We start from the raw sequence: 19,129 nt of genomic DNA, 5'->3' as shown, positions 1-19,129 counted from the left end.
TCTTGATGACTGCGGTTGCACAGAACATCAAGAAGATAGCGCAACACCTCGCCAGAAAGGATGGGCTTGGCTCAACCCTTCTTAACTTGTTCTTTTTCACCTCAAAACCGCTAAGGTCCCGCTTGATTTCATAGTTTTTTTGTGAAAACTAAGGGTTACTCAACAGCCTGAATTGTGCAGGCATTTTTATCTTTTTCAGCCGCTCACCCAGAAAAAGCCTCAAAAACCTGCACAAACGCAGGAATTTAATCGTTGAGGCTATTTCATGAGCAAAAAAGATGCATAATTGCATAATTGCAGGTATAGAGAAAGCAACTGGAGCTCGAGCTCAGAGAAAGTAGAAGGTTCATCAAAAGATTATCAGAACCTGTAATAGCTACAGTGAAATAGATCCGGATGCTCTATTTATACGCATGAAAGAAGATCACACGCAGAACGGCCAGTTTATGTCAGGTTATCATGTACAAATCCGAACTGCCGGTAATCGAAAAGTAAAAGTAAGTTTGGAATAGGCACGATTGAGTTCCTTCGAACCCGCCCCGAGCCCGCCCAAAAGGCAGGCTCAACACGCAAAGATGGCTGCATCCTCGCGAAAGCACGCTGAGCCTGCCGAAGAGTTTCATCTTCTCCAGCCTTCTCATCCAGCCCCTCCCCCAAATTAATCCAGCACCACTTCTGAGGCTGTGCCTCGAGCAAGCTCGAACATCCTCTGCAGCTGCTCAAGGGTGTTTCGCTCAACAGAAAGCGGCGGAAGCTCGTTCTCGCCAAAGAAACCTACGCCGGTTGTTTCCAGACCGGCTTCTTCATGCGCTTTCCCGCCTGCCAGCTCACACAAGATAAACATCTTGTACACGTGGTTGGCTGAGGGCGGGTGAGCGTGCTTTTTCTTATCCAAGACCGCCAGCAGCCTCACCGGCTTAACCTCATACCCTGCTTCTTCATACGTCTCCTTCACAGCGACTTCCGATGGTGTTAGGCCGATATCCGCCCACCCTCCGGGCAGCGCCCAGGCGCCATCTGCTCGCTCTTTGACAAGCAGCAGCTTGTTCTCCTGCAGGATAACAGCACGGATATCAACCTTTGGCGTCTGATACCCTTGCTCGCTCGCAAATAAATCCGTCACCTTATCGATCGGTGTATCTGTGAAATAGCTCATCATCTCCACGCTGATCTTGCGCAGCGCCTCATATCTCTCCAAATCATAACCATTCTCGCCATAGGTCAGTCCCGCTTGACTGATCGCTTGAATTTCTTTGGCCCAATCCAACCAAGGGATATTCATTATTTTCCCATCTCCATTCCGCTATATTCAGTGAGGCCGCGATAGATCGCAACCATCTCCTCGAGCCTCATTCGAACTAGTCCACTTGACGAAGGACAAACGTACTCAATGATACCTTCCACATATGGATCGGGCTGTCTCCCCCACTGCACACTCTTGCGGCCGCTGTAGTGTTCGTATACTCCCTTACCAACGAAACAAACAACACTCGGCTGGTAGGTCAGAATCTTTTGCTTCAATATAAGACGTCCTTCTCGGTATTCATCTGCTGTAATTTCTGCAGCCGTCAAAGTGGGGCGAGCCACGATATTTGTAAACCCATAACCAAGCTCCAACAAATCCTGGTCCTCTTGCGGGGTATACAACCGCGGTGTGATCCCCGCTTGATCTAGAATGCGATAGAAGCGGTTGCTTGGACTCGCATAGTGATGACCGGTTTCACCGGATCGAAGACTCGGATTATATCCGACAAATAAAATTCTTAAACCCTCTCTCAGATGATCCGAGATAGGCTCAATACCCATGATGAATACACCTCCTGCCTTTTCATATCTTTCCTTCTTAGATTACCATTTCAGATGAGCATACGAAAAGCCGAGGAAACCTCGGCTCTGCCTTAAATAAATTTTAAGTTCTCATACGATTTATTGAGCACCGCGGCAGCATCGCCTTTTAGCCATTTATCAATGAGCGTGTTGTACACCGAGCGGAAGTCCACCTCATACTTCAGATCTCCGTTGTCCAGATTGCTGAGACTTGGATACGCGCCATACAGGCCGCCATTCACCTTCCCTCCGATCACAAACATTGGCGCCGCCGTTCCGTGGTCAGTCCCCCCGCTTCCGTTCTCCTTCACCCGACGTCCGAATTCAGAGAACATCATGACCATCACACGATCCTGCAAACCTTGCGCCTCCAAATCCTTGTAGAAAGCGGTCAACCCTTCGTCGACCTGCGTTAATACCTTAGCATGCTGGACCTTCTCATCCGCATGGTCATCGAAGCCGCCAATTTGGACATTAAATACCCGGGTACCTGATTTGCCAGCCAGCAGCTTGGATACGAGTTGCAGATCCTTGGCAAAATTCGTCTTTGGATATTCAATTTTATTCGCATAGGTAGCGGTTAGAGCTTGAATTGCTTCTACACTTTTGTATGCCTCATACCCGCGTCCCGAAATGACACGCAGCTGTTCCACCTGATTTTGTGCACTATACATGTCCAAAAAAGCTTTGGTTAAACGATTCTTGTCAAGCATCGCCGTTTTCGGATCAATGAGATTATAGGTCTCAAGCGATTGTACAACAGGGAAACTTAGTTTATCCGAGGCAAATGCCTTGCTCCCTGATGCCCCAACTTGAACCGCTTTTAGCGGATTGTTGTTGCCGCGCAGTGACAATTCTACATAACGGGCGAGCCATCCGCTGCGGCTAATTTTCTCTGGCTCAGCGGTTTGCCAAATTTCCATCGAGCGGAAGTGAGAGTGATCCGGTTCAGGATACCCTACACCCTGTATAACCGCCATTTTCCCAAGCTTATAAAGTGCTGACAAGCCAACAAGACTCGGGTGCAAGCCGACATGGTTATCCAGTGCCAATACATCCTTCTGTTGGTAGGCCAGTGTAGGCCTCGAATCATAATAGACACCTTGTCCATAAGGAATCAATGTATTAATCCCATCATTCCCTCCACTTAATTGAACGACCACAAGCACAGGATCCTCGATATCCTCCTCAAAGCTGCTGGCTAGAATCGATTTGCCTGTTTCTGTGAACAAAGCCCCGCCCAGCCCGAGTGTGGCGAACAGCGCAGTCCCTTTCAGCAGAAAATCCCTTCTCGTTAATTTCACTTCATCACCCCCGCTATTTCATTTGAGCTTCCGGGCTAATTAAGACTAATTGCAGCAAGCCTCTTAGACCTGAATTTTTCTGCTTCGTATGTACAATTGTATCCTCGGCATAAGCGCTAAGCCCTGCCAAAGTTTTATCCGACAAGTTCGTGACATCTATTCGCTGGCTCCACAGCTTCACCCACGCTTCAGAACGATCCGCTTGCTGCGGTGTAAAATCGGGCGAAGCAAGCACCTTGAGGTTCATCTGCTTGGCAATCGACTCTGCGAACTGGTACCTCGCTAAGAGCGTGTTCGTATTCAACCAGGAGGCTCCGCCTCTCCAGCCTGCGACATCGGGCGGAGAATACAATTCCTGTCCCATCTTTCTCATGGCTTGAGCGTGTCCTTTGGAGACCGTGATTTTAAGTGATTTCAAAATACCTGCCACATAATCAGCCGGCGTTTTGATCAATGCCATTCGCCACTTCTCCTCATAGAACTCGTCGGAGAGGAACAGTTCTTGAAGCACTTCTCCGATAGTGGCCTTGTTTACGATCTGTGCGGCTACTTGTTGAACCCAGCTTTCAGAAGGGTTATCCGCGGCAAAATATTTGAGCAGTTTGGTTGCCAGAAAGGTGGACAGCGTCTTCTGGTGGACAATAATGTCAATGGCCGCTTCCGAATCCAAATTCCCTTTCTCTCCGAGCAGCTGCTTCATATCATTATCATGCTGCTTTTGATTAAAAGCGACCGTATTGTCCTTCTTGTCGTACGTCCAGCCAGTGAACGCGCGTGCCGCTTCCTTGACGTCGTTTTCTGTATAATGACCAATCCCGAGGGTGAATAGCTCCATCACCTCACGGGCGTAATTCTCATTTGGTTTTCCTTTTTTATTGCGATTCACATCCAGCCAAATCATCATAGCGGGATCTTTGCTAATCGCAAGAAGCAGATCTTGAAAGTTGCCAAGAGCAAACTTACGAAACAATGCATTCTGTTGAACCATTAAGGCAACATCATTGACTTTGTAATTCGCCGTTGCAAAATGGCCATGCCAAAACAAGGTCATTTTCTCAACCAGCGGCGCGTCCGAATTAACCATCCGATAGAGCCAATACATTTGCTGGTCAGCCAATTGCATAGGGTCCAGCGCTTTCTTCCCATCAGCAGTTAATTGATCAAATGGAATTAATACAGATGCTTGTGTTAGCAAGCTTTCACCAGCTATTAGACGGCGTACGGTCTCCTCACGACCATACGCTACACAAGCGGCGATCTCTTCTTGCGTAGCGCCAAATCCGGCACGAAGCAATAAATGAACAACTTCCTTGTTGGTCCAGGGTAAGCTCATAATTTCCCTCCTCGCCCTAATTTCCAAACTGTACCATACAAATATGTCAAAAGTGTGTGGAAAGCAAAAAAATAAACCGAAAATTCCGGTTTATTTGGGATCATTTATATGAAGTTCATTTATCGTATGGCTTTCTTACGAATTGACAGATAATTGTTTCGTTAAATCAAGGAAAGAACTTACGACACGTCGAACCCTTTTATCTACATCCGGGTGGATGTCGCTATGCGCCACATCAGCTTGAAAGCTTTTTCGTTGATCGCCGCCGATGGATAACCATTCTGGGCAATTAATGCCATGAAGGTTGCGTACAATCGTTTGCAGCTGGGTTAAGGAGCTAACGGCAATCGCTCCGCCTGCCGAGCTGACGGATAATACAGCTTTATTGTGGAAATAGTCCTGACTAATATGATCAAGCGCGTTTTTAAGTACGCCTGAAATTCCGCTATGATACTCCGGCGTTGCAAGAACAATACCCTCGGCTTCATGCAGCGCATGCTTGTACGTCTCCAAAGCCTCATGACCGCCGTGAGCATCATCCGGTGAATAAAAAGGAAGCGGAGATTGGTACAAATCAATCAGCTTGACCTGATGACCCTCTTGCTGGATCAGGTGCTGAATATATTGGCCTAACTTAGTACTTGTCGCTAATTTCTGATTACTTCCTGCTACAATGGTTATTTTCAACTTTCATCGTCCTTTCTTGCATCCATATCGTTCTACTATTATACAACATTTGCTATCAAATGGAATGGCTAATTGATAACTATTATTAGGAAAGTTTAATTATAAATAAGAGCCGCCTCTTCTATATTTACAATAGAAGAAACGGCTCTTTCGTTATTCATGTATAAGTGCTAATGATTAGCAATCGAAGTAAAGGTTGTACTCGTGCGGGTGAATACGGATTGCAACAGCTTTCGCTTCGCCACGTTTCAATTCGATGTAGTTATCGATGAAATCTTGTGTGAATACGCCGCCTTCGATCAAGAAGTCGGAATCAGCTGCAAGTGCATCCAACGCCTCATCCAATGTACCTGGAACGCTGCGGATTTCAGCTTTCTCGCTATCTGACATTTCATAGATGTTTGTATCGAAAGGACCGTATCCAAGAGCACGTGGATCGATTTTCTTTTTGATACCGTCAAGACCAGCCATCAACATTGCCGCGAAAGCAAGGTATGGGTTAGCTGTGCTGTCTGGTGTACGGAACTCAATACGACAACCTTTAGGTGTCACAGCTGCGATTGGAATACGAACTGCTGCGGAACGGTTACCTTTGGAGAATACAAGGTTAACCGGAGCTTCGTAACCAGGAACTAGACGTTTGAAAGAGTTTGTGCTTGGGTTCGTCAAAGCGATCAAAGCTGGCGCATGGTAAAGGATACCACCGATATAGTTGATTGCCATTTCACTTAAGTTTGCATATGCTCCTTTTTCATAGAACAAAGGCTCGCTTCCGTCGAAGATGGACATGTGAACGTGCATACCGCTACCATTGTCACCAAACAGTGGCTTAGGCATGAAAGTTGCTACTTTACCATATTCTCTAGCTGTGTTAGCAACGATATATTTGTATTTGAGCAGGTTATCTGCTGTTTTCGTCAATGTGTCAAAACGGAAGTTGATTTCAGCTTGACCAGCTGTAGCTACTTCGTGGTGGTGACGCTCGATGCGAAGACCTGCGTCAGCAAGCTTGTTACACATTTCAGAACGAATGTCTTGTTGGGAATCCATCGGAGCTACTGGAACATAGCCGCCTTTAACTGGAACTTTATAACCAAGGTTGCCGCCTTCTTCTTTACGGCCAGTGTTCCAACCTGCTTCTTCGGAATCAACTTCGAAGTAGGATTTGTTCATGCCATTTTCGAAACGAACGTCGTCGAAAATGAAGAACTCGGATTCTGGTGCGAAGAATGCTGTTGTACCTACACCTGTTGTTTGCAAATATTCTTCTGCTTTTTGAGCAATGCTGCGTGGATCGCGATCATAACGCTCGCCTTCAGGCGTATGGATGTTACTCATGATAATCAAAGTTGGATGAGCTGTAAAAGGATCAACGTAGGCAGTTTCTGTATCTGGCATCATTACCATGTCAGATTGTTCAATACCACGGAATCCTGGGATGGATGAACCGTCAAAAGCTACCCCATTTACGAAAGTATCTTCGTCTACTTCAGTAGCAGGCAAAGAAATATGCTGTGCTTTACCGGAAAGACCTACGAAACGAAAATCTACCCACTCGATGTTTTTTTCCTTGATAAGGTTCAACACGTTTTGAACTGACATTTAAAAAACCCTCCCATTTCCGTACATTCAACGTACTTTACATGATTAATGTTCAACTTTTGCTTGTTATCTTGCACATATTATATAGCGATATAGCTTACACAGTCAATACTTATGTCAGGTATTTTTTATTGATGTGTAAGCTAATCTTACACTATTTCATATAATTGTCGCATATCCAAAAATAGGAAAACTGGTTTTCTTCTATAGAGAAGAAAACCAGTCTTCGGAAAACAATTGGCGATTAGACCAAAACAGTCTCTTTTTGTGTATCGAACTTCTTACCAAGAAGTGGTGCCAACTTCTCAAGATCAACAAGCAGTTTGGCGAATTGCTCTGGGAACAGGGATTGTACGCCGTCACCTGTCATGGAATTATCGGGATCCGTATGCATCTCGATAATAAGACCGTCTGCTCCGGCAGCTACGGAAGCTTTGGTCATTGGCACAACAAGTTCTCTGCGGCCTGTGCCATGACTTGGATCTGAGATGACCGGAAGATGGCTCAATTGTTTAAGTACAGGAATTGCTGACAAATCCAAGGTATTGCGAGTGTACGTTTCGAATGTTCGGATTCCGCGCTCACATAACATAACATTCGGGTTCCCGCCAGCTAAGATATATTCGGCTGCATTGAGGAATTCGTCATAAGTTGAACTGAAACCGCGTTTCAGCAAGACAGGCGTTTGAATCGTTCCCAGCTTGCGAAGGAGGTCAAAGTTTTGCATGTTGCGTGTCCCTACTTGCAGGATATCTGCGTACTCCGCGCATACATCCACATATTCCGGCGTCATGACTTCTGTAATTGTCAGCAGGCCATGCTTCTTGCCCGCTTCTGCCATCATGATCAAGCCTTCAACGCCTACGCCTTGGAAGCTGTATGGCCCTGTTCTCGGTTTGAATGCGCCGCCGCGTAGAACCTGACCGCCTGCCGCTTTGACTAGACGAGCAATTTCATCGATTTGTTCCGGTGTTTCTACCGCACAAGGACCACCCATGACAACTAGCTGTTCGCCGCCGATTTCAACGCCTTTGATCTTAATAACGGTGTCAGCCGGATGGAAGTCACGGCTTGCTAATTTGTAGGACTTAGAAATTTTCACGACTTGTTCAACTCCTGATAATTGACGTAACTGTTCTGCCAGCTTAGGATCTGCTTGACCAATAATGCCGATGACAGTTCGGTCCTCGCCTTTGGAAACATGAGCTGTGACACCTTGTTTCTCAATAATTTGGACAATTTCCTGAATACGCTCATCTGTTGTGTTATGGGATGTAATGGCGATCATATGGACACACTCCTTTTGTTATATGGGCTATTTCACTATATCACTTCAACGCTTGTTCGCTTCTATGCTTCTACGCTTTTAACCACTAAAGTAAATATACAACGCTTGACGAATATTCGTCAAGCGTTAATTTATTTGCTTATTCTTTTGTATGTGAAGCTACTAGTTGATCCTTGCGGAGTTTGCGTTTTTCTTTGCGACGATTCGAATGATACTTAAGCAAGAGCATGACCGGGAAATAGGCGATGAGTCCAAGAATGGTTCCCACAACCATACCGCCGACAATCAAGTCCAAGCCGCTCCTAATAATATTAGAGAGCATATGCGGTAAATGATGGATCAGGTAAACCTTGAAGTGCTTCGGCACCAGCCAATCTCCGACTTGCTTGTTCAGGATTGAGAACGGGATATAAATGATTTTACCAAACACAAAACCAATCAGCGCCGCTGGCAAATTAGCCCTTAGTAAGTAGACCAAGGGAAAGATAAGAACGAAAGCAAAACCTGCCGTAGGCAAAGTAAACATTTCTATGGCTAAGCCAATGGAAAAACCTCGCGCTACCTTAGACGGACCGCCTTTGGCCCGCAGAAGACCTAAATATTTATATCTAAACCAGCGTTTTGTGCTTTTCCAATCGTAGCGAGTTTTCATCATTTTCACCTTCTGAGTGCTCTGCATGCTGGTCTCAATCCCGCCCTGTGGAATAATGAAGGTTTACTCACTGCTGGCTGCTTTGGTTTTCACAGCCGGAATGAGCTTCTTCATATTAATAGTACGTGTAATTCCCCAACTGGTTTCATCTTTCGGATCATAAGCTTCCAGGTAAGTTATGACTTCTTTGGTAATAGGAGTCGGAGTTGAAGCGCCTGAGGTTACACCCACCTTCCGCACGTTTTCCAACCAATGACGGTTCATTTCGGAGACATCAGATATTCTATACGCTCTGACTCCTGCAATTTCCTCTGAAACTTGCGCCAGACGATTCGAATTGTTGCTTTTCGGATCTCCGACGACGATCACAAGATCGACTTCCTTCGCTTGTTCCGCCACCGCTTCTTGTCGCACCTGCGTGGCAAGACAAATTTCATTATGAATTTCAGCTTTTGGAAAAAGCTCCAACAACCGATTCATAATGTGCTTGATATCCCACTGACTCATCGTTGTTTGATTCGTGATGATAATACGCTGTGCTCGAATGTTCAGAAGATTAGCTTCCTCAACCTTCTCGATCAAGTGCACATGCCCAGGAGCTACGCCAACAGCACCTTCCGGCTCAGGATGGTTCTTCTTGCCTATATAGATGATCTCATAGCCATCGGCTACTTTTTCACGAATTAAATCGTGCGTCTTGGTAACATCCGGACAAGTCGCATCAACAACAGTCAGCCCTTTATCCCTTGCCCGGCGTCTGACTTCAGGTGAAACACCATGCGCTGTGAAGATGACAGTCCCTTGCTCAATTTGTTCAAGAATTTCAAGACGGTTCTCACCATCAAGGGTAATAACTCCTTCTTCTTTGAAGAAATCCGTCACATGCGCATTGTGAACAATCATGCCTAATATATAAATAGGTCTGGGAAGATTTAAGTTTTTAGCTGTTTGCATAGCAAGTGCCATAGCGTCTACGACACCATAACAATAGCCTCTTGGAGATATTCGAACGACTTCCAATTCTTCCACCTGCCTGTATAATCATATTTCCTTTTATTATAGCTGATTACACAGGCATAGGAAAGTTAGCCGGCAACCAGATCATAAAGCTGCTGCCTTCATCCTTGCGAGTTGTTACTTCGACAGAGCCGCCGTGTTCATCTATAATCCATTTGGCAATGGATAAGCCAAGTCCCGTACCGGTTGTTAAGCCTCGTGATAAATCAGCGCGATAGAATCTGTCAAAAATATGAGGAATATCTTCCTTATCCATTCCTATTCCCGTATCGGTAATTTGGATACCAATAAAATTATGCGTACTTGATACCTCGAAAGATACGGTCCCCGAAGGTGTGTACTTAAAAGCATTTTCAATAAAAATAAACAACAGCTGCTGCAAATAGTCACGGTTGCCCTGTACAACTGCGTTGTCCAGAGCATCCAGCTCGCCAACGCGCCAAACGGCTGTATGTTCCAGGAGTTGTGCTCTCCTCGTCACTTCCTGCACAAGCGGCAGCATCTCAACCGGCTTCTTCTCCATAAGAATACCCGCATCCGCTCTGGCCAGTGCCAGCAGATCGTTGACCAGTCGGCTCATGCGCTGAGCTTCTCCTGCAATGTCATGCATAGCCTCCAAGGACATCTGCATCTGCTCCGGTGTAGAGAGCTCTGTACTTCCAGATGTTTGTTTCCACATCTTCTCAAGCAAATCAACATTGCCGCGGATCGTTGTAAGCGGAGTTCTCAGCTCATGCGAGGCATCCGAAACAAATCTGCGCTGAGCCCTGTACGCTTCATCCAGCTCCAGGTAGGTGATCTGAATTCGGGACAACATCCCGTTAATCGTTTGGGTGAGACGACCTATTTCGTCCAAGGGTCCCTCGTATAAGATCCGTTTCTCCAAATCATCACCGCTGCCAATCTGGTTTGCGGCTTCAATGACGCGTTCGATCGGCTTAAGCGCTTTACGCGCTAAGAACCAACCTAAGGAAGCTGCTACGATAATCGTTAGCAAAGCCCAAATAAAGAGCGTATTTCTGAGCGTTATGGACGTTCGCTCATAGCTGCCAATCGGGACAGCCGCTTGAAGGACACCGATAAGCTGGTCCTGTCCATTAGCTTTCCCCCAGATTGCTTGATGATAAATAAGGAAATCTTGTCCAAGCACCTTCGTTTTTTCAAAAAATCCATCATCACCCTGCTGCAATCGTTCAATCACATTTTTCGCTAACGGCAAGGTCACATCATAAAACTGCAAGTTGGCAGAACGATTAAAGCTTTTGAGCGCCACATTATATAATTGCAAAAACGTATTCGTTGAATAAAAATCTCTGCTTTCCAGTTCCAAATCAACAACAAGCCCTTTTTGGGAAAGGGCGAAGCTCTTCTGAATACGTTGAGAGGTATTGCCCGCTTCTCGCTTGACATCCTGCCGAATTTGGTCATAAAGAAAGTAATTCAAAAAAAAGTAAAGAACAATCCCAAAAAGCAGCATAGTCAACGCCAATATCCCTGAATACCAAAGCGTTAGTCGGAGGCGAAGAGACATCTTAATTCTCTCCTCTCAATACATACCCTGCTCCCCGCACCGTTTGAATTAATCGTTTATGGCCGAATTCCTCTGTTTTTTGGCGCAGCAGCGCAATATAAACCTCAAGAACATTGGATTCGCCACTGTAATCATAGCCCCATATTTTTTCCATAATAACGTCTCGGGACAGCACTCGTTTCGGATTCTGCATGAATAAATGCAGCAAATCAAATTCCTTCGTCGTTAACTCAATCAGCTTCTCGCCACGGAAAACCTCACGCGTATCAAGATCCAAAATGGTATCTTCATAATTTAGACGATTCGTCTGCTGCTCTGGACGCTCCATTCTCCGCCTAAGAAGAACACGCACTCTTGCCAGCAGTTCCTCCAATGCAAAGGGCTTGACCAAATAATCGTCAGCACCAAGGTCCAGGCCTTTGACACGATCACTAATCTCATCTTTGGCCGTCAGCATAAGAATCGGCACCTCGCTGCCGCCTTCACGAACACGGCGCACTACTTCCCAGCCGTCAATATGCGGCATCATAACATCTAGAATGAGCAGGTGAGGCTCTGTTCTCAACATTTGCTTAAGCCCATCAGCACCATTGCTTGCTGTCTCCACCGAATATCCTTCAAAAGCCAAGCCACGTCTAAGCATAGACGTAATTTTCTCGTCGTCATCGATTACCATAATGTTTTCTCTCATCGGTGAGCCCCCTTCTTTTTCTTTCTATTGTACCAAATTCCACCACAAGCAAAAAGAAGCAGAGCCTGCAAGCTTGCGGCCGCGGGTCTCCACTTCCTTTTATACTTACTTTAGGCCATCTCTTATTCAGCAGGTGTTTCCGCTAGCGAGTTTTTGTCCCCAACGGTTACAGGCACTTCCATACGTTTGCCATCGCGAATAAGACCTAAGGTTACTTTGTCGCCTACCTTCGTACCTTGAACCTTCGTGATTAACTCTTGCGAATTTTTCACCTTGGCTCCATTAATATCTATAACCACATCATATTGGCGCAATCCAGCTTGGAAAGCAGGACTTTTCCGTTGAACACTGCCAACCAATGCCCCATCCGTGTTAGAAAGCTTCAGTTCGCTTACCCAGTCTTTGCCGATGTCTTGAAGGCCAACACCCAAGTAAGGAACAGGTTCTTTCGGAATTTGAACGTTGTTTTTAAGGTTTTCAAGAACGGAAGAGATCGTGCTAGTCGGAATCGCAAATCCGATACCTTGTGCTTGAGAGCTAACCGCTGTGTTAATTCCGATAACTTCCCCATTCAAGTTAAGCAAAGGTCCGCCGGAGTTACCAGGGTTAATGGAAGCATCTGTTTGGAGTAAATGCTTGTATTCGCGAGTTCCTTTGGAATCCGGGATGCTGATTGGACGTTCCTTCGCACTCAGTACACCTACAGTTACTGTATGGTCAAAGCCGTACGGGTTACCGATAGCCACAACCCAATCGCCTACATTTACATCTTCTGCTTTGCCCAGTGGAAGAATCGGGAATTCTTTGTCGCCTTCGATTTTGAGGACAGCCAAGTCCAAATCGTAGCTGTTCCCTAATAATTTAGCCTTAAACGGCTTATCGTAGCCTTCAACTGTTACTTGGATTTCATCAGCACCGTCTACAACATGCTCATTGGTCAAAATATAACCAGTTTTTTCGAAAATAAACCCGGTTCCCATGCCTGCTGGCTGCAATTCACCAGTACCGGAATCTTGTTTGTTGCTCTTGGGTGTTGTACTGCCGCCGCCGTTATCCCCAAAGAATTGACGGAAGAACGGATCGTCGAAAAGGGAGTTGCCACCGTTACTGCGAGTAGACTGCTTTGTTTTCACCAAAGACTCCACTTTTACGATCGCAGGACCTGCGTTCTGAGCAATCGCCGCAATGTTCCCCGGACGAACAACATCCAGTCCCACATTTTTCACTTCGCCGCCGCTGCCATTCGATCCGTTGGTCGAAGATACCGTCGTACTGCCTGATGCAAGCGGTTTAGAATTGCCTGTAAACATGTTCATCTTATCAGCGGTAAACATGAGAGCTCCTACAACCAATGCCCCAGCCATGAAAGCCGCGAAGACGCTTTTCACGGATGAACGTTTCTTTGCATGATTCGGATCCCATGGCCCTTGTCCCTGTGAATTCGTCACATCCGGTCCGAAGCTGAAGGGACGCAGGTTTTTGGGAGGCGTTACTTCTACACTGGAAGTTCCCTCAGTTCCTGATGCGGAGGTCACCAAAGATTCTTGTTCATTATTTTCATTGAAAGCCGACTTGTAGGGACCATAGGAATAGTAGTAAGAAGGCCGCTCTTTGTTCGGATCCTGTGGCTCCTGATGATTGGCATTGTCAGGCGTTTCCTTGTTCATGTTATCGCTATTGTTGTTCTGCGACTTAAAAAAATCGCTATAGTCTTTTTTGTTATCTTCCATGGTCTTACCTCCGATTGTTTAATAAAGTTATAAGTGCATGTACTTGTTGGTTGATGTCTTTGTTGTCTGTAGCTCTATCATGCACCCACAACCTTAAACGAATATTAAAAAACAATAAAATGGAGGTAAAAAAAGGGCTTTATTACTGGAGCCAAGCTTGCTCTACTTTTTGAAGCAATCCCGTCGCTTCCTTCACCCATTTATCTTCAATGTCGGCATCCGCGTCCAGCGGAGTTTGGAACTGATCAATGAGCGCGCCATAGGTTTCCGCTTCCGCCTCTTGATCAAGCCCTTCATTATATACATGCTTCAGCACAAAAGGAGTTCCGACCTCAACTATCGCATCGGTAGCTTCTGTATCCCCGTCGATTCTTCCCGTGACGACTTGAAAAGGAATCCGCAGCCACACTTTATGACCTTCATCCAAAGAGCGATCGAAATAACCATGATCGTACTCCCAATTACCGCCTAAGGCAAAATCGAATTCATGCAAATGATCACGTACACTGTCAAAGGATTCTTGCACTTGCTCCAACGTTGATGATAAAGTTTTCATTCAGGCACTCCCTTAGCGCTCATATTATTTGTCCTTACGCATAGAGTGTGCCAAATTGTAGTTTTTATGTGTGATTAATTCCTTATCTACACCCAGCCTTTGCGATGAGCAAAGATAGCAAGCTGTGTTCGATCCTCTAGTTCACATTTCATTAGAAGGTTGCTGACATGGGTCTTGACCGTTTTGATACTGATAAAAAGTTCTTCCGAAATATCCTTATTACTTTTCCCCTCTGCAATCAAAAGCAGTACTTCTCTCTCTCTTGAGGTTAAGCCTTCTTCTGCCGGCAGCTCATTGCGCTGTCTGATGCCTCTTGTGAGCGCCAACGACACTTCCGAATTCATCACAGGCATGCCGCGGTAAGCACTTTGAATCGCATGAATCAATTGATCCGACGAAACCGTCTTCAGCATATAGCTGATGGCTCCCGACTCCACTGCTTCAAGCACCTTCGCTTCCTCTAGAAAGCTGGTTAGCATAATGATCTTCGTCTGCGGAAACTTGCCTGAAATTAATTTCGTAGCACCAATCCCGTCCAGCACTGGCATCGTAAGATCCATCAGGATCACATCCGGAATACGTTCAACTGATTCTTGACTTAATTTATCAAATGCTTCTTGCCCATTGCTGGCTTCCCCTACGACTTCCAATCCTGGCTCCAAGGAAATGTACGTTCGCAATCCAACTCGAACCATATCGTGATCATCAACAATCATAACTTTAATGTTCGGACTCATTCGTTTCTCCCTCTCTCTCCTTCAATACAGTAACAGATTGGCCTGTAAACCTCGGAATGCGCACGCGCACTCTTGTGCCCGATCCTAATTTGCTGTCAATCTCAACTTCCCCTCCGAGCTTTTGCGCGCGTTCCCTCATGGTCGATAAGCCATGTGAGGCGGAAGGAATATCTCTTCGTTCAAAACCTTGCCCGTCATCCTGTAATTGAAGCACATACTGGTGCTCCCGTTCATAAATGGATAGCCGTATCTGTTTAGCTGAAGCATGCTTCACGACATTCGCAAGGCCTTCTTGAATAATGAGGAAAAATTGATGCTCGATCGCTTCCGATATAGATTCACGCAGCGAAACGTCAAGCTGGCCCTGCAGCTCATGATTCCGGCAATATTCCGGAAACCACTTCTCCAGGGCTTCTTGTAAGCTCATATCATTCAGCTCAATCGGTCTTAATTGGGAAATCAAACCACGCATCTGCTTCTGGGCATGATGAGACATTTCGATAAGCTGACTCATCACGGACGGAGCTGCGCTTGGATTTCGCTCCAGAATCTTCGGCAGCGAGGAAGCCGACATATGAATGGCAAAAAGCTCTTGGCTAACAGTATCATGCAGATCCCGCGCCAGGCGCCGTCTTTCTTCCATAACGGCATTCTCCGTTAATTCTTGATCACGTATCGCTTCAGCTTCGCCCAGCTGTTGCAGCAGTTGAACGCGTTCTTCAACGGCAGAAGCCATTTTGTTGAAAGCATCATATAAATATAAGAACGGTTCAACTGGCTCCATCTCAATACGACTGGAGAAATTCCCCTTGGACAACTCCAGCATAGCCACATGGAGTTCATCCACCTTGCGCTGCCAGCGTTTGGTCGCCACGTATCCTACCGTTAAGCAAACCGCAAGAATAGCCACAAGGAACCACATGCGAAAATTCCAATTGGCTAGCTCTGCACTATAGTATTCAAGGACTACATATATACTTAAAACCGTAAGCAAACTGGATATAAGAAAGTAATTCAGCAGCTGCCACTTCATATTGAACATTCGCAATTTGTACATGCCCCATCCTCAACCAATCTTTTTAATAGTAATGTCTCCGATAAACATACTCGTTGTTACGATTAGTTTCCGATCTGCTTCTTCATATTGCGAGGTTTGTGTTCTAACGCTTCGCAAGAAACCACTCTCGCGGCGGTCCAGCACTTTCATATCACCAATGAAAGAACTCGCCATGACTCGAACCTCGACATCGATATCATTCGGGATAAAAATTTTCACATCACCGATAAAAGCCGTAACATGAATGGTGGTTTCACCCAATGGGATAGAAGCACGCGTAAGATCAATAACGGAATCCCCAATAAAGTGCGAGATCTGAATCGGTTTCAGTTCCCATGCTTCTTGGCCAAGATGCACATCACCGATAAAGCCATGGCGATGAAGCACGTCACCATTATCAAAATTCCTTACGAACTCATCGTATTTGTGCTCTTGATGATGAAAAGCATGTGTCTTCGGCTGACGAGGCGCATGAGGTTTCACGGCAGGATCCTTCGTTTCGGGCGATGCACCGATCTCCCATTCCTCGAGATGCTTGTCACGAAACTCGCCATGAATATCCTTGAGCACAGCCTTTTCTTCTTCACTAAGCTCACGCTTTGCTTCATTAGAAGGAAATGCTGCTTCCTTGTTCTTGTCAGTGCTCGCCCCTGACTTGGTTTCATTCCATTTGGGCTGGTCCCAAGGGTTCCGATGCTTATCATCATGCTGCCGTCTTCTTGCTTCTCGTCTTTCCCGTCTGAGCTCTTCTTTGGCTTCTCGAATAGATGGCCACTCCGGGGATTCCTTCCGGCTTGGTTTGAAAATTACATTCAAGCCAAACAAAATCAGGGCAACTGGCGCAAGAAACTTAAACATTTCTCCCAGCGACAGGTTAGTTACATGTAAATTTTTGAGGAGAAAGATCGTCCCAACGCCACATACGAGCAAGCTCCAAATCGAACCTCCCCAGTTATATTTGCGCTGCCAAACGAAGCCTGTCAGTCCATAAATAATCAGAATAACAGGCCAGTAAGTGGAAAACATATACGCAAGATCAATCTCAATTAACCCCATTTGATTAAGTAAAAAGAGGGTACCTGCCGTCACAAGAACAAGCCCCCAGATTATCCGTTGAAACATGTGCGGATTCATACGTTCTTCCTCCATTTGTGTCCATCATCGTTAAGCTTACCTCTAGTCTATAAGATACGAGCCAGATTGAAAAGAGACGAAGGATTGAAGGCCGCCTCGGTCTTAAGGCTGAGTTTTGATTGGTAAACTTGGAATACCTCACATAGCATTTCGAAAAACGAACAATATCGTTCTCATGTTATGTATTCTTACGCATTTCGTTGACATGTTTATCATCAGAACCGTATAATTGGTGCAAAAGAATGCGTCTACTATGAGGAGAGATTAGAGTATGGCTACAATCCAACAGCTTTCCAGCGGTCTAGATACCATCTGGGTTGTTCTGACAGCTGCCATGATTTTATTGATGGAAGGCGGTTTCGCCTTGCTGGAAGCAGGCTTTGTCAGACAGAAGAATGCGGTAAGCATTATTATGAAGGTATTTGTTGACATCGCCTTCGGAGCTCTTATATTTTATTTCATTGGTTTTGGCCTTATGTATGGAAAAGATGCCGCAGGACTCATCGGAACGACAGGCTTCTTCATGGGAGGAGATTTGACACATATCGCCCTTAATATCTCACATGAGACTTATTGGCTGTTCCAATGCGCCTTCGTTATTGCTGTTATCTCCATTGTATCGGGCGCTGTTGCCGAACGTATCAATTTTCGGGCTTACATTTTGTATACGATCGCAATGACAGGCTTTATATATCCAATAGCAGGCCATTGGGTGTGGGCGATTAACGGGTGGTTAGGCAAACTCGGCATGATTGATTTCGCCGGTTCCGCCGTCATCCATGGACTTGGCGGATTCTCCGCGCTAGCCGCAGCGATCATCATAGGTCCAAGAATCGGCAAATTCTCGCCGGATGGCACCGCTAATATCGTGCCCCCCTCCAATTTGCCGCTGGCCTCGGTCGGCGCTTTCATTCTATGGTTCGGTTGGTTTGGCTTTAACTCCGGCAGTACCCTGAGCGCTACCAACACGTCGATTGGGCATATCGCCGTAACGACCATGCTGGCAGCGGCAGCAGGAAGTGCAACCTGCATCTTGTTCACCATGATGCGATACCGCAAAGCCGATCCACCGATGGTCATCAACGGCGCTCTTGCAGGTCTGGTTGGCATTACCGCAGGGTGTGCCTTCGTTAGTGATGTTGCCGCCATCCTTATCGGGGCTGTGTGCGGGATCTCCATGGTCTATGCGACAGAAATGCTGGAAGCCAGACGAATTGATGATCCCGTTGGCGCCTTCCCCGTTCATGGCATTAGCGGCAGCATCGGAACGTTGGCTGTTGGATTGTTCGCACAACCGGACAGTATTCGTGAAGGGACTGCGGGATTATTTTATGGAGGCGGCTTCAGTCTGCTTGGGGTTCAAGCTTTAGGTTTAGTTACGGTTTGCGTCTGGGGCTTTGCTATTACATGGGGATGTCTGAAATTAATTAATCTCATCGTCCCGCTGAGAGTCACCCGCGACGAAGAGCTTGTAGGACTTGACGTTGGCAGTCACGGCGTCCCGGCTTACAGCCAAGAAGATGGATTCCTGGACTTGCAGCAATTGAAGAACGGAAAGTAACAACGAAAAACCCTTCCGCTTCGGAAGGGTTTTATCTTATATTAGGAGAGTAATTCTTCAATATCATCCGGTATTGAAACGACATCGCCGGGTTTGGATTCATTCATAATTTGTCTGACATGGGCAATTTCAGCACGCAGCTTTCTCACTTGCTCCATAGGTTTCTTCACATAATGAATATATTCGACAGCAAGATGATGATCCGGCTTTTTGCCAGAGAACATGCGGCGAAGAGAAGACATGGTCTGATAGGCGCGTTCTTCTTTCATTCTTTTCACTTCATAGCGCTCAACAACCTGTTCAATCTCTAAGACTTGCTGCTCCTTGCGGGTAATGTAAGCTTCCAAGAAAGGAAATACCTCTGCAGCCTTCCTAGGTGTTCTATGAGGATTTCCGTCCAATCGCAAAGCATTCAGCATCGT

18 protein-coding genes are annotated in these 19,129 nt (G+C 46.0%); 1 reads left to right on the top strand and 17 read right to left on the bottom strand.

Annotated features, from left to right (window positions below; genetic code table 11):
* Positions 1–658 precede the first annotated feature (658 nt).
* The 16 genes from HQN90_RS33240 to liaF all read right to left on the bottom strand — a co-directional run bounded on the left by HQN90_RS33240 (position 659) and on the right by liaF (position 17,146).
* Positions 659–1,282 (bottom strand): NUDIX hydrolase, encoded by a 624-nt coding sequence (locus HQN90_RS33240; protein ID WP_173227082.1) that lies wholly within the window; start codon positions 1,280–1,282, stop codon positions 659–661.
* The gene (gene mug / locus HQN90_RS33235; RefSeq protein WP_173227093.1) at positions 1,282–1,800 is read right to left on the bottom strand and encodes a G/U mismatch-specific DNA glycosylase; all 519 of its coding nucleotides are present in this window, start codon (positions 1,798–1,800) and stop codon (positions 1,282–1,284) included. The genes HQN90_RS33240 and mug overlap by 1 nt, the downstream gene beginning before the upstream one ends.
* Before the next feature lie 98 nt (positions 1,801–1,898).
* Complete coding sequence (locus HQN90_RS33230) at positions 1,899–3,131, bottom strand: DUF1501 domain-containing protein (RefSeq protein ID WP_173227080.1); 1,233 nt, start codon at positions 3,129–3,131, stop codon at positions 1,899–1,901.
* Positions 3,132–3,144: 13 nt separating this feature from the next.
* The gene (locus HQN90_RS33225; RefSeq protein WP_173227078.1) at positions 3,145–4,464 is read right to left on the bottom strand and encodes a DUF1800 domain-containing protein; all 1,320 of its coding nucleotides are present in this window, start codon (positions 4,462–4,464) and stop codon (positions 3,145–3,147) included.
* Between the two features lie 135 nt (positions 4,465–4,599).
* The gene (locus HQN90_RS33220; RefSeq protein WP_173227076.1) at positions 4,600–5,151 is read right to left on the bottom strand and encodes an NADPH-dependent FMN reductase; all 552 of its coding nucleotides are present in this window, start codon (positions 5,149–5,151) and stop codon (positions 4,600–4,602) included.
* 177 nt (positions 5,152–5,328) lie between these two features.
* On the bottom strand, positions 5,329–6,753 hold the full coding sequence (gene glnA, locus HQN90_RS33215) for a type I glutamate--ammonia ligase (RefSeq protein WP_173227074.1): 1,425 nt from the start codon (positions 6,751–6,753) through the stop codon (positions 5,329–5,331).
* 244 nt (positions 6,754–6,997) lie between these two features.
* Positions 6,998–8,041, bottom strand: a complete 1,044-nt coding sequence (gene aroF / locus HQN90_RS33210; RefSeq protein WP_173227072.1) for a 3-deoxy-7-phosphoheptulonate synthase — start codon at positions 8,039–8,041, stop codon at positions 6,998–7,000.
* Positions 8,042–8,180: 139 nt separating this feature from the next.
* Positions 8,181–8,696 (bottom strand): DUF2062 domain-containing protein, encoded by a 516-nt coding sequence (locus HQN90_RS33205; protein WP_244208876.1) that lies wholly within the window; start codon positions 8,694–8,696, stop codon positions 8,181–8,183.
* Positions 8,697–8,756: 60 nt separating this feature from the next.
* Entirely contained in the window at positions 8,757–9,713 is a 957-nt protein-coding gene (locus tag HQN90_RS33200; protein WP_079409312.1) for a 4-hydroxy-3-methylbut-2-enyl diphosphate reductase, read from the bottom strand.
* Positions 9,714–9,759: 46 nt separating this feature from the next.
* A complete protein-coding gene (locus tag HQN90_RS33195; protein WP_173227070.1) occupies positions 9,760–11,241 on the bottom strand; it encodes a sensor histidine kinase in 1,482 nt (493 codons plus the stop codon).
* A gap of 1 nt (position 11,242) precedes the next feature.
* Positions 11,243–11,932 carry a response regulator transcription factor gene (locus HQN90_RS33190; protein ID WP_079409314.1) on the bottom strand — a complete coding sequence of 230 codons (690 nt, stop codon included), beginning with the start codon at positions 11,930–11,932 and terminating at the stop codon, positions 11,243–11,245.
* Positions 11,933–12,054: 122 nt separating this feature from the next.
* Positions 12,055–13,662: a S1C family serine protease gene (locus tag HQN90_RS33185; RefSeq protein ID WP_173227068.1), complete on the bottom strand. Its 1,608-nt coding sequence runs from the start codon at positions 13,660–13,662 to the stop codon at positions 12,055–12,057.
* 142 nt (positions 13,663–13,804) lie between these two features.
* Positions 13,805–14,218: a YugN family protein gene (locus HQN90_RS33180; RefSeq protein WP_173227066.1), complete on the bottom strand. Its 414-nt coding sequence runs from the start codon at positions 14,216–14,218 to the stop codon at positions 13,805–13,807.
* An 86-nt stretch (positions 14,219–14,304) separates the two neighbouring features.
* Positions 14,305–14,955: a response regulator transcription factor gene (locus HQN90_RS33175; protein WP_173227064.1), complete on the bottom strand. Its 651-nt coding sequence runs from the start codon at positions 14,953–14,955 to the stop codon at positions 14,305–14,307.
* Positions 14,939–16,012: a sensor histidine kinase gene (locus HQN90_RS33170; protein ID WP_173227062.1), complete on the bottom strand. Its 1,074-nt coding sequence runs from the start codon at positions 16,010–16,012 to the stop codon at positions 14,939–14,941. The genes HQN90_RS33175 and HQN90_RS33170 overlap by 17 nt, the downstream gene beginning before the upstream one ends.
* A gap of 9 nt (positions 16,013–16,021) precedes the next feature.
* A complete protein-coding gene (liaF, locus tag HQN90_RS33165) occupies positions 16,022–17,146 on the bottom strand; it encodes a cell wall-active antibiotics response protein LiaF (RefSeq protein ID WP_173227060.1) in 1,125 nt (374 codons plus the stop codon).
* A 271-nt stretch (positions 17,147–17,417) separates the two neighbouring features.
* On the opposite strand from liaF, the gene HQN90_RS33160 reads away from it, so the two are divergent.
* On the top strand, positions 17,418–18,707 hold the full coding sequence (locus HQN90_RS33160; protein ID WP_173227058.1) for an ammonium transporter: 1,290 nt from the start codon (positions 17,418–17,420) through the stop codon (positions 18,705–18,707).
* A gap of 41 nt (positions 18,708–18,748) precedes the next feature.
* Here HQN90_RS33160 and HQN90_RS33155 read toward each other — a convergent pair whose 3' ends face one another.
* Positions 18,749–19,126: a hypothetical protein gene (locus HQN90_RS33155; protein WP_173227091.1), complete on the bottom strand. Its 378-nt coding sequence runs from the start codon at positions 19,124–19,126 to the stop codon at positions 18,749–18,751.
* Positions 19,127–19,129 lie beyond the last annotated feature (3 nt).

The sequence above is a fragment of the Paenibacillus alba genome (assembly GCF_013204855.1).
Taxonomy (GTDB): Bacteria; Bacillota; Bacilli; order Paenibacillales; family NBRC-103111; genus Paenibacillus_E; species Paenibacillus_E alba.
Note: the sequence above shows the minus strand (reverse complement) of the source record. Positions and strands in the feature narration are given on the sequence as shown.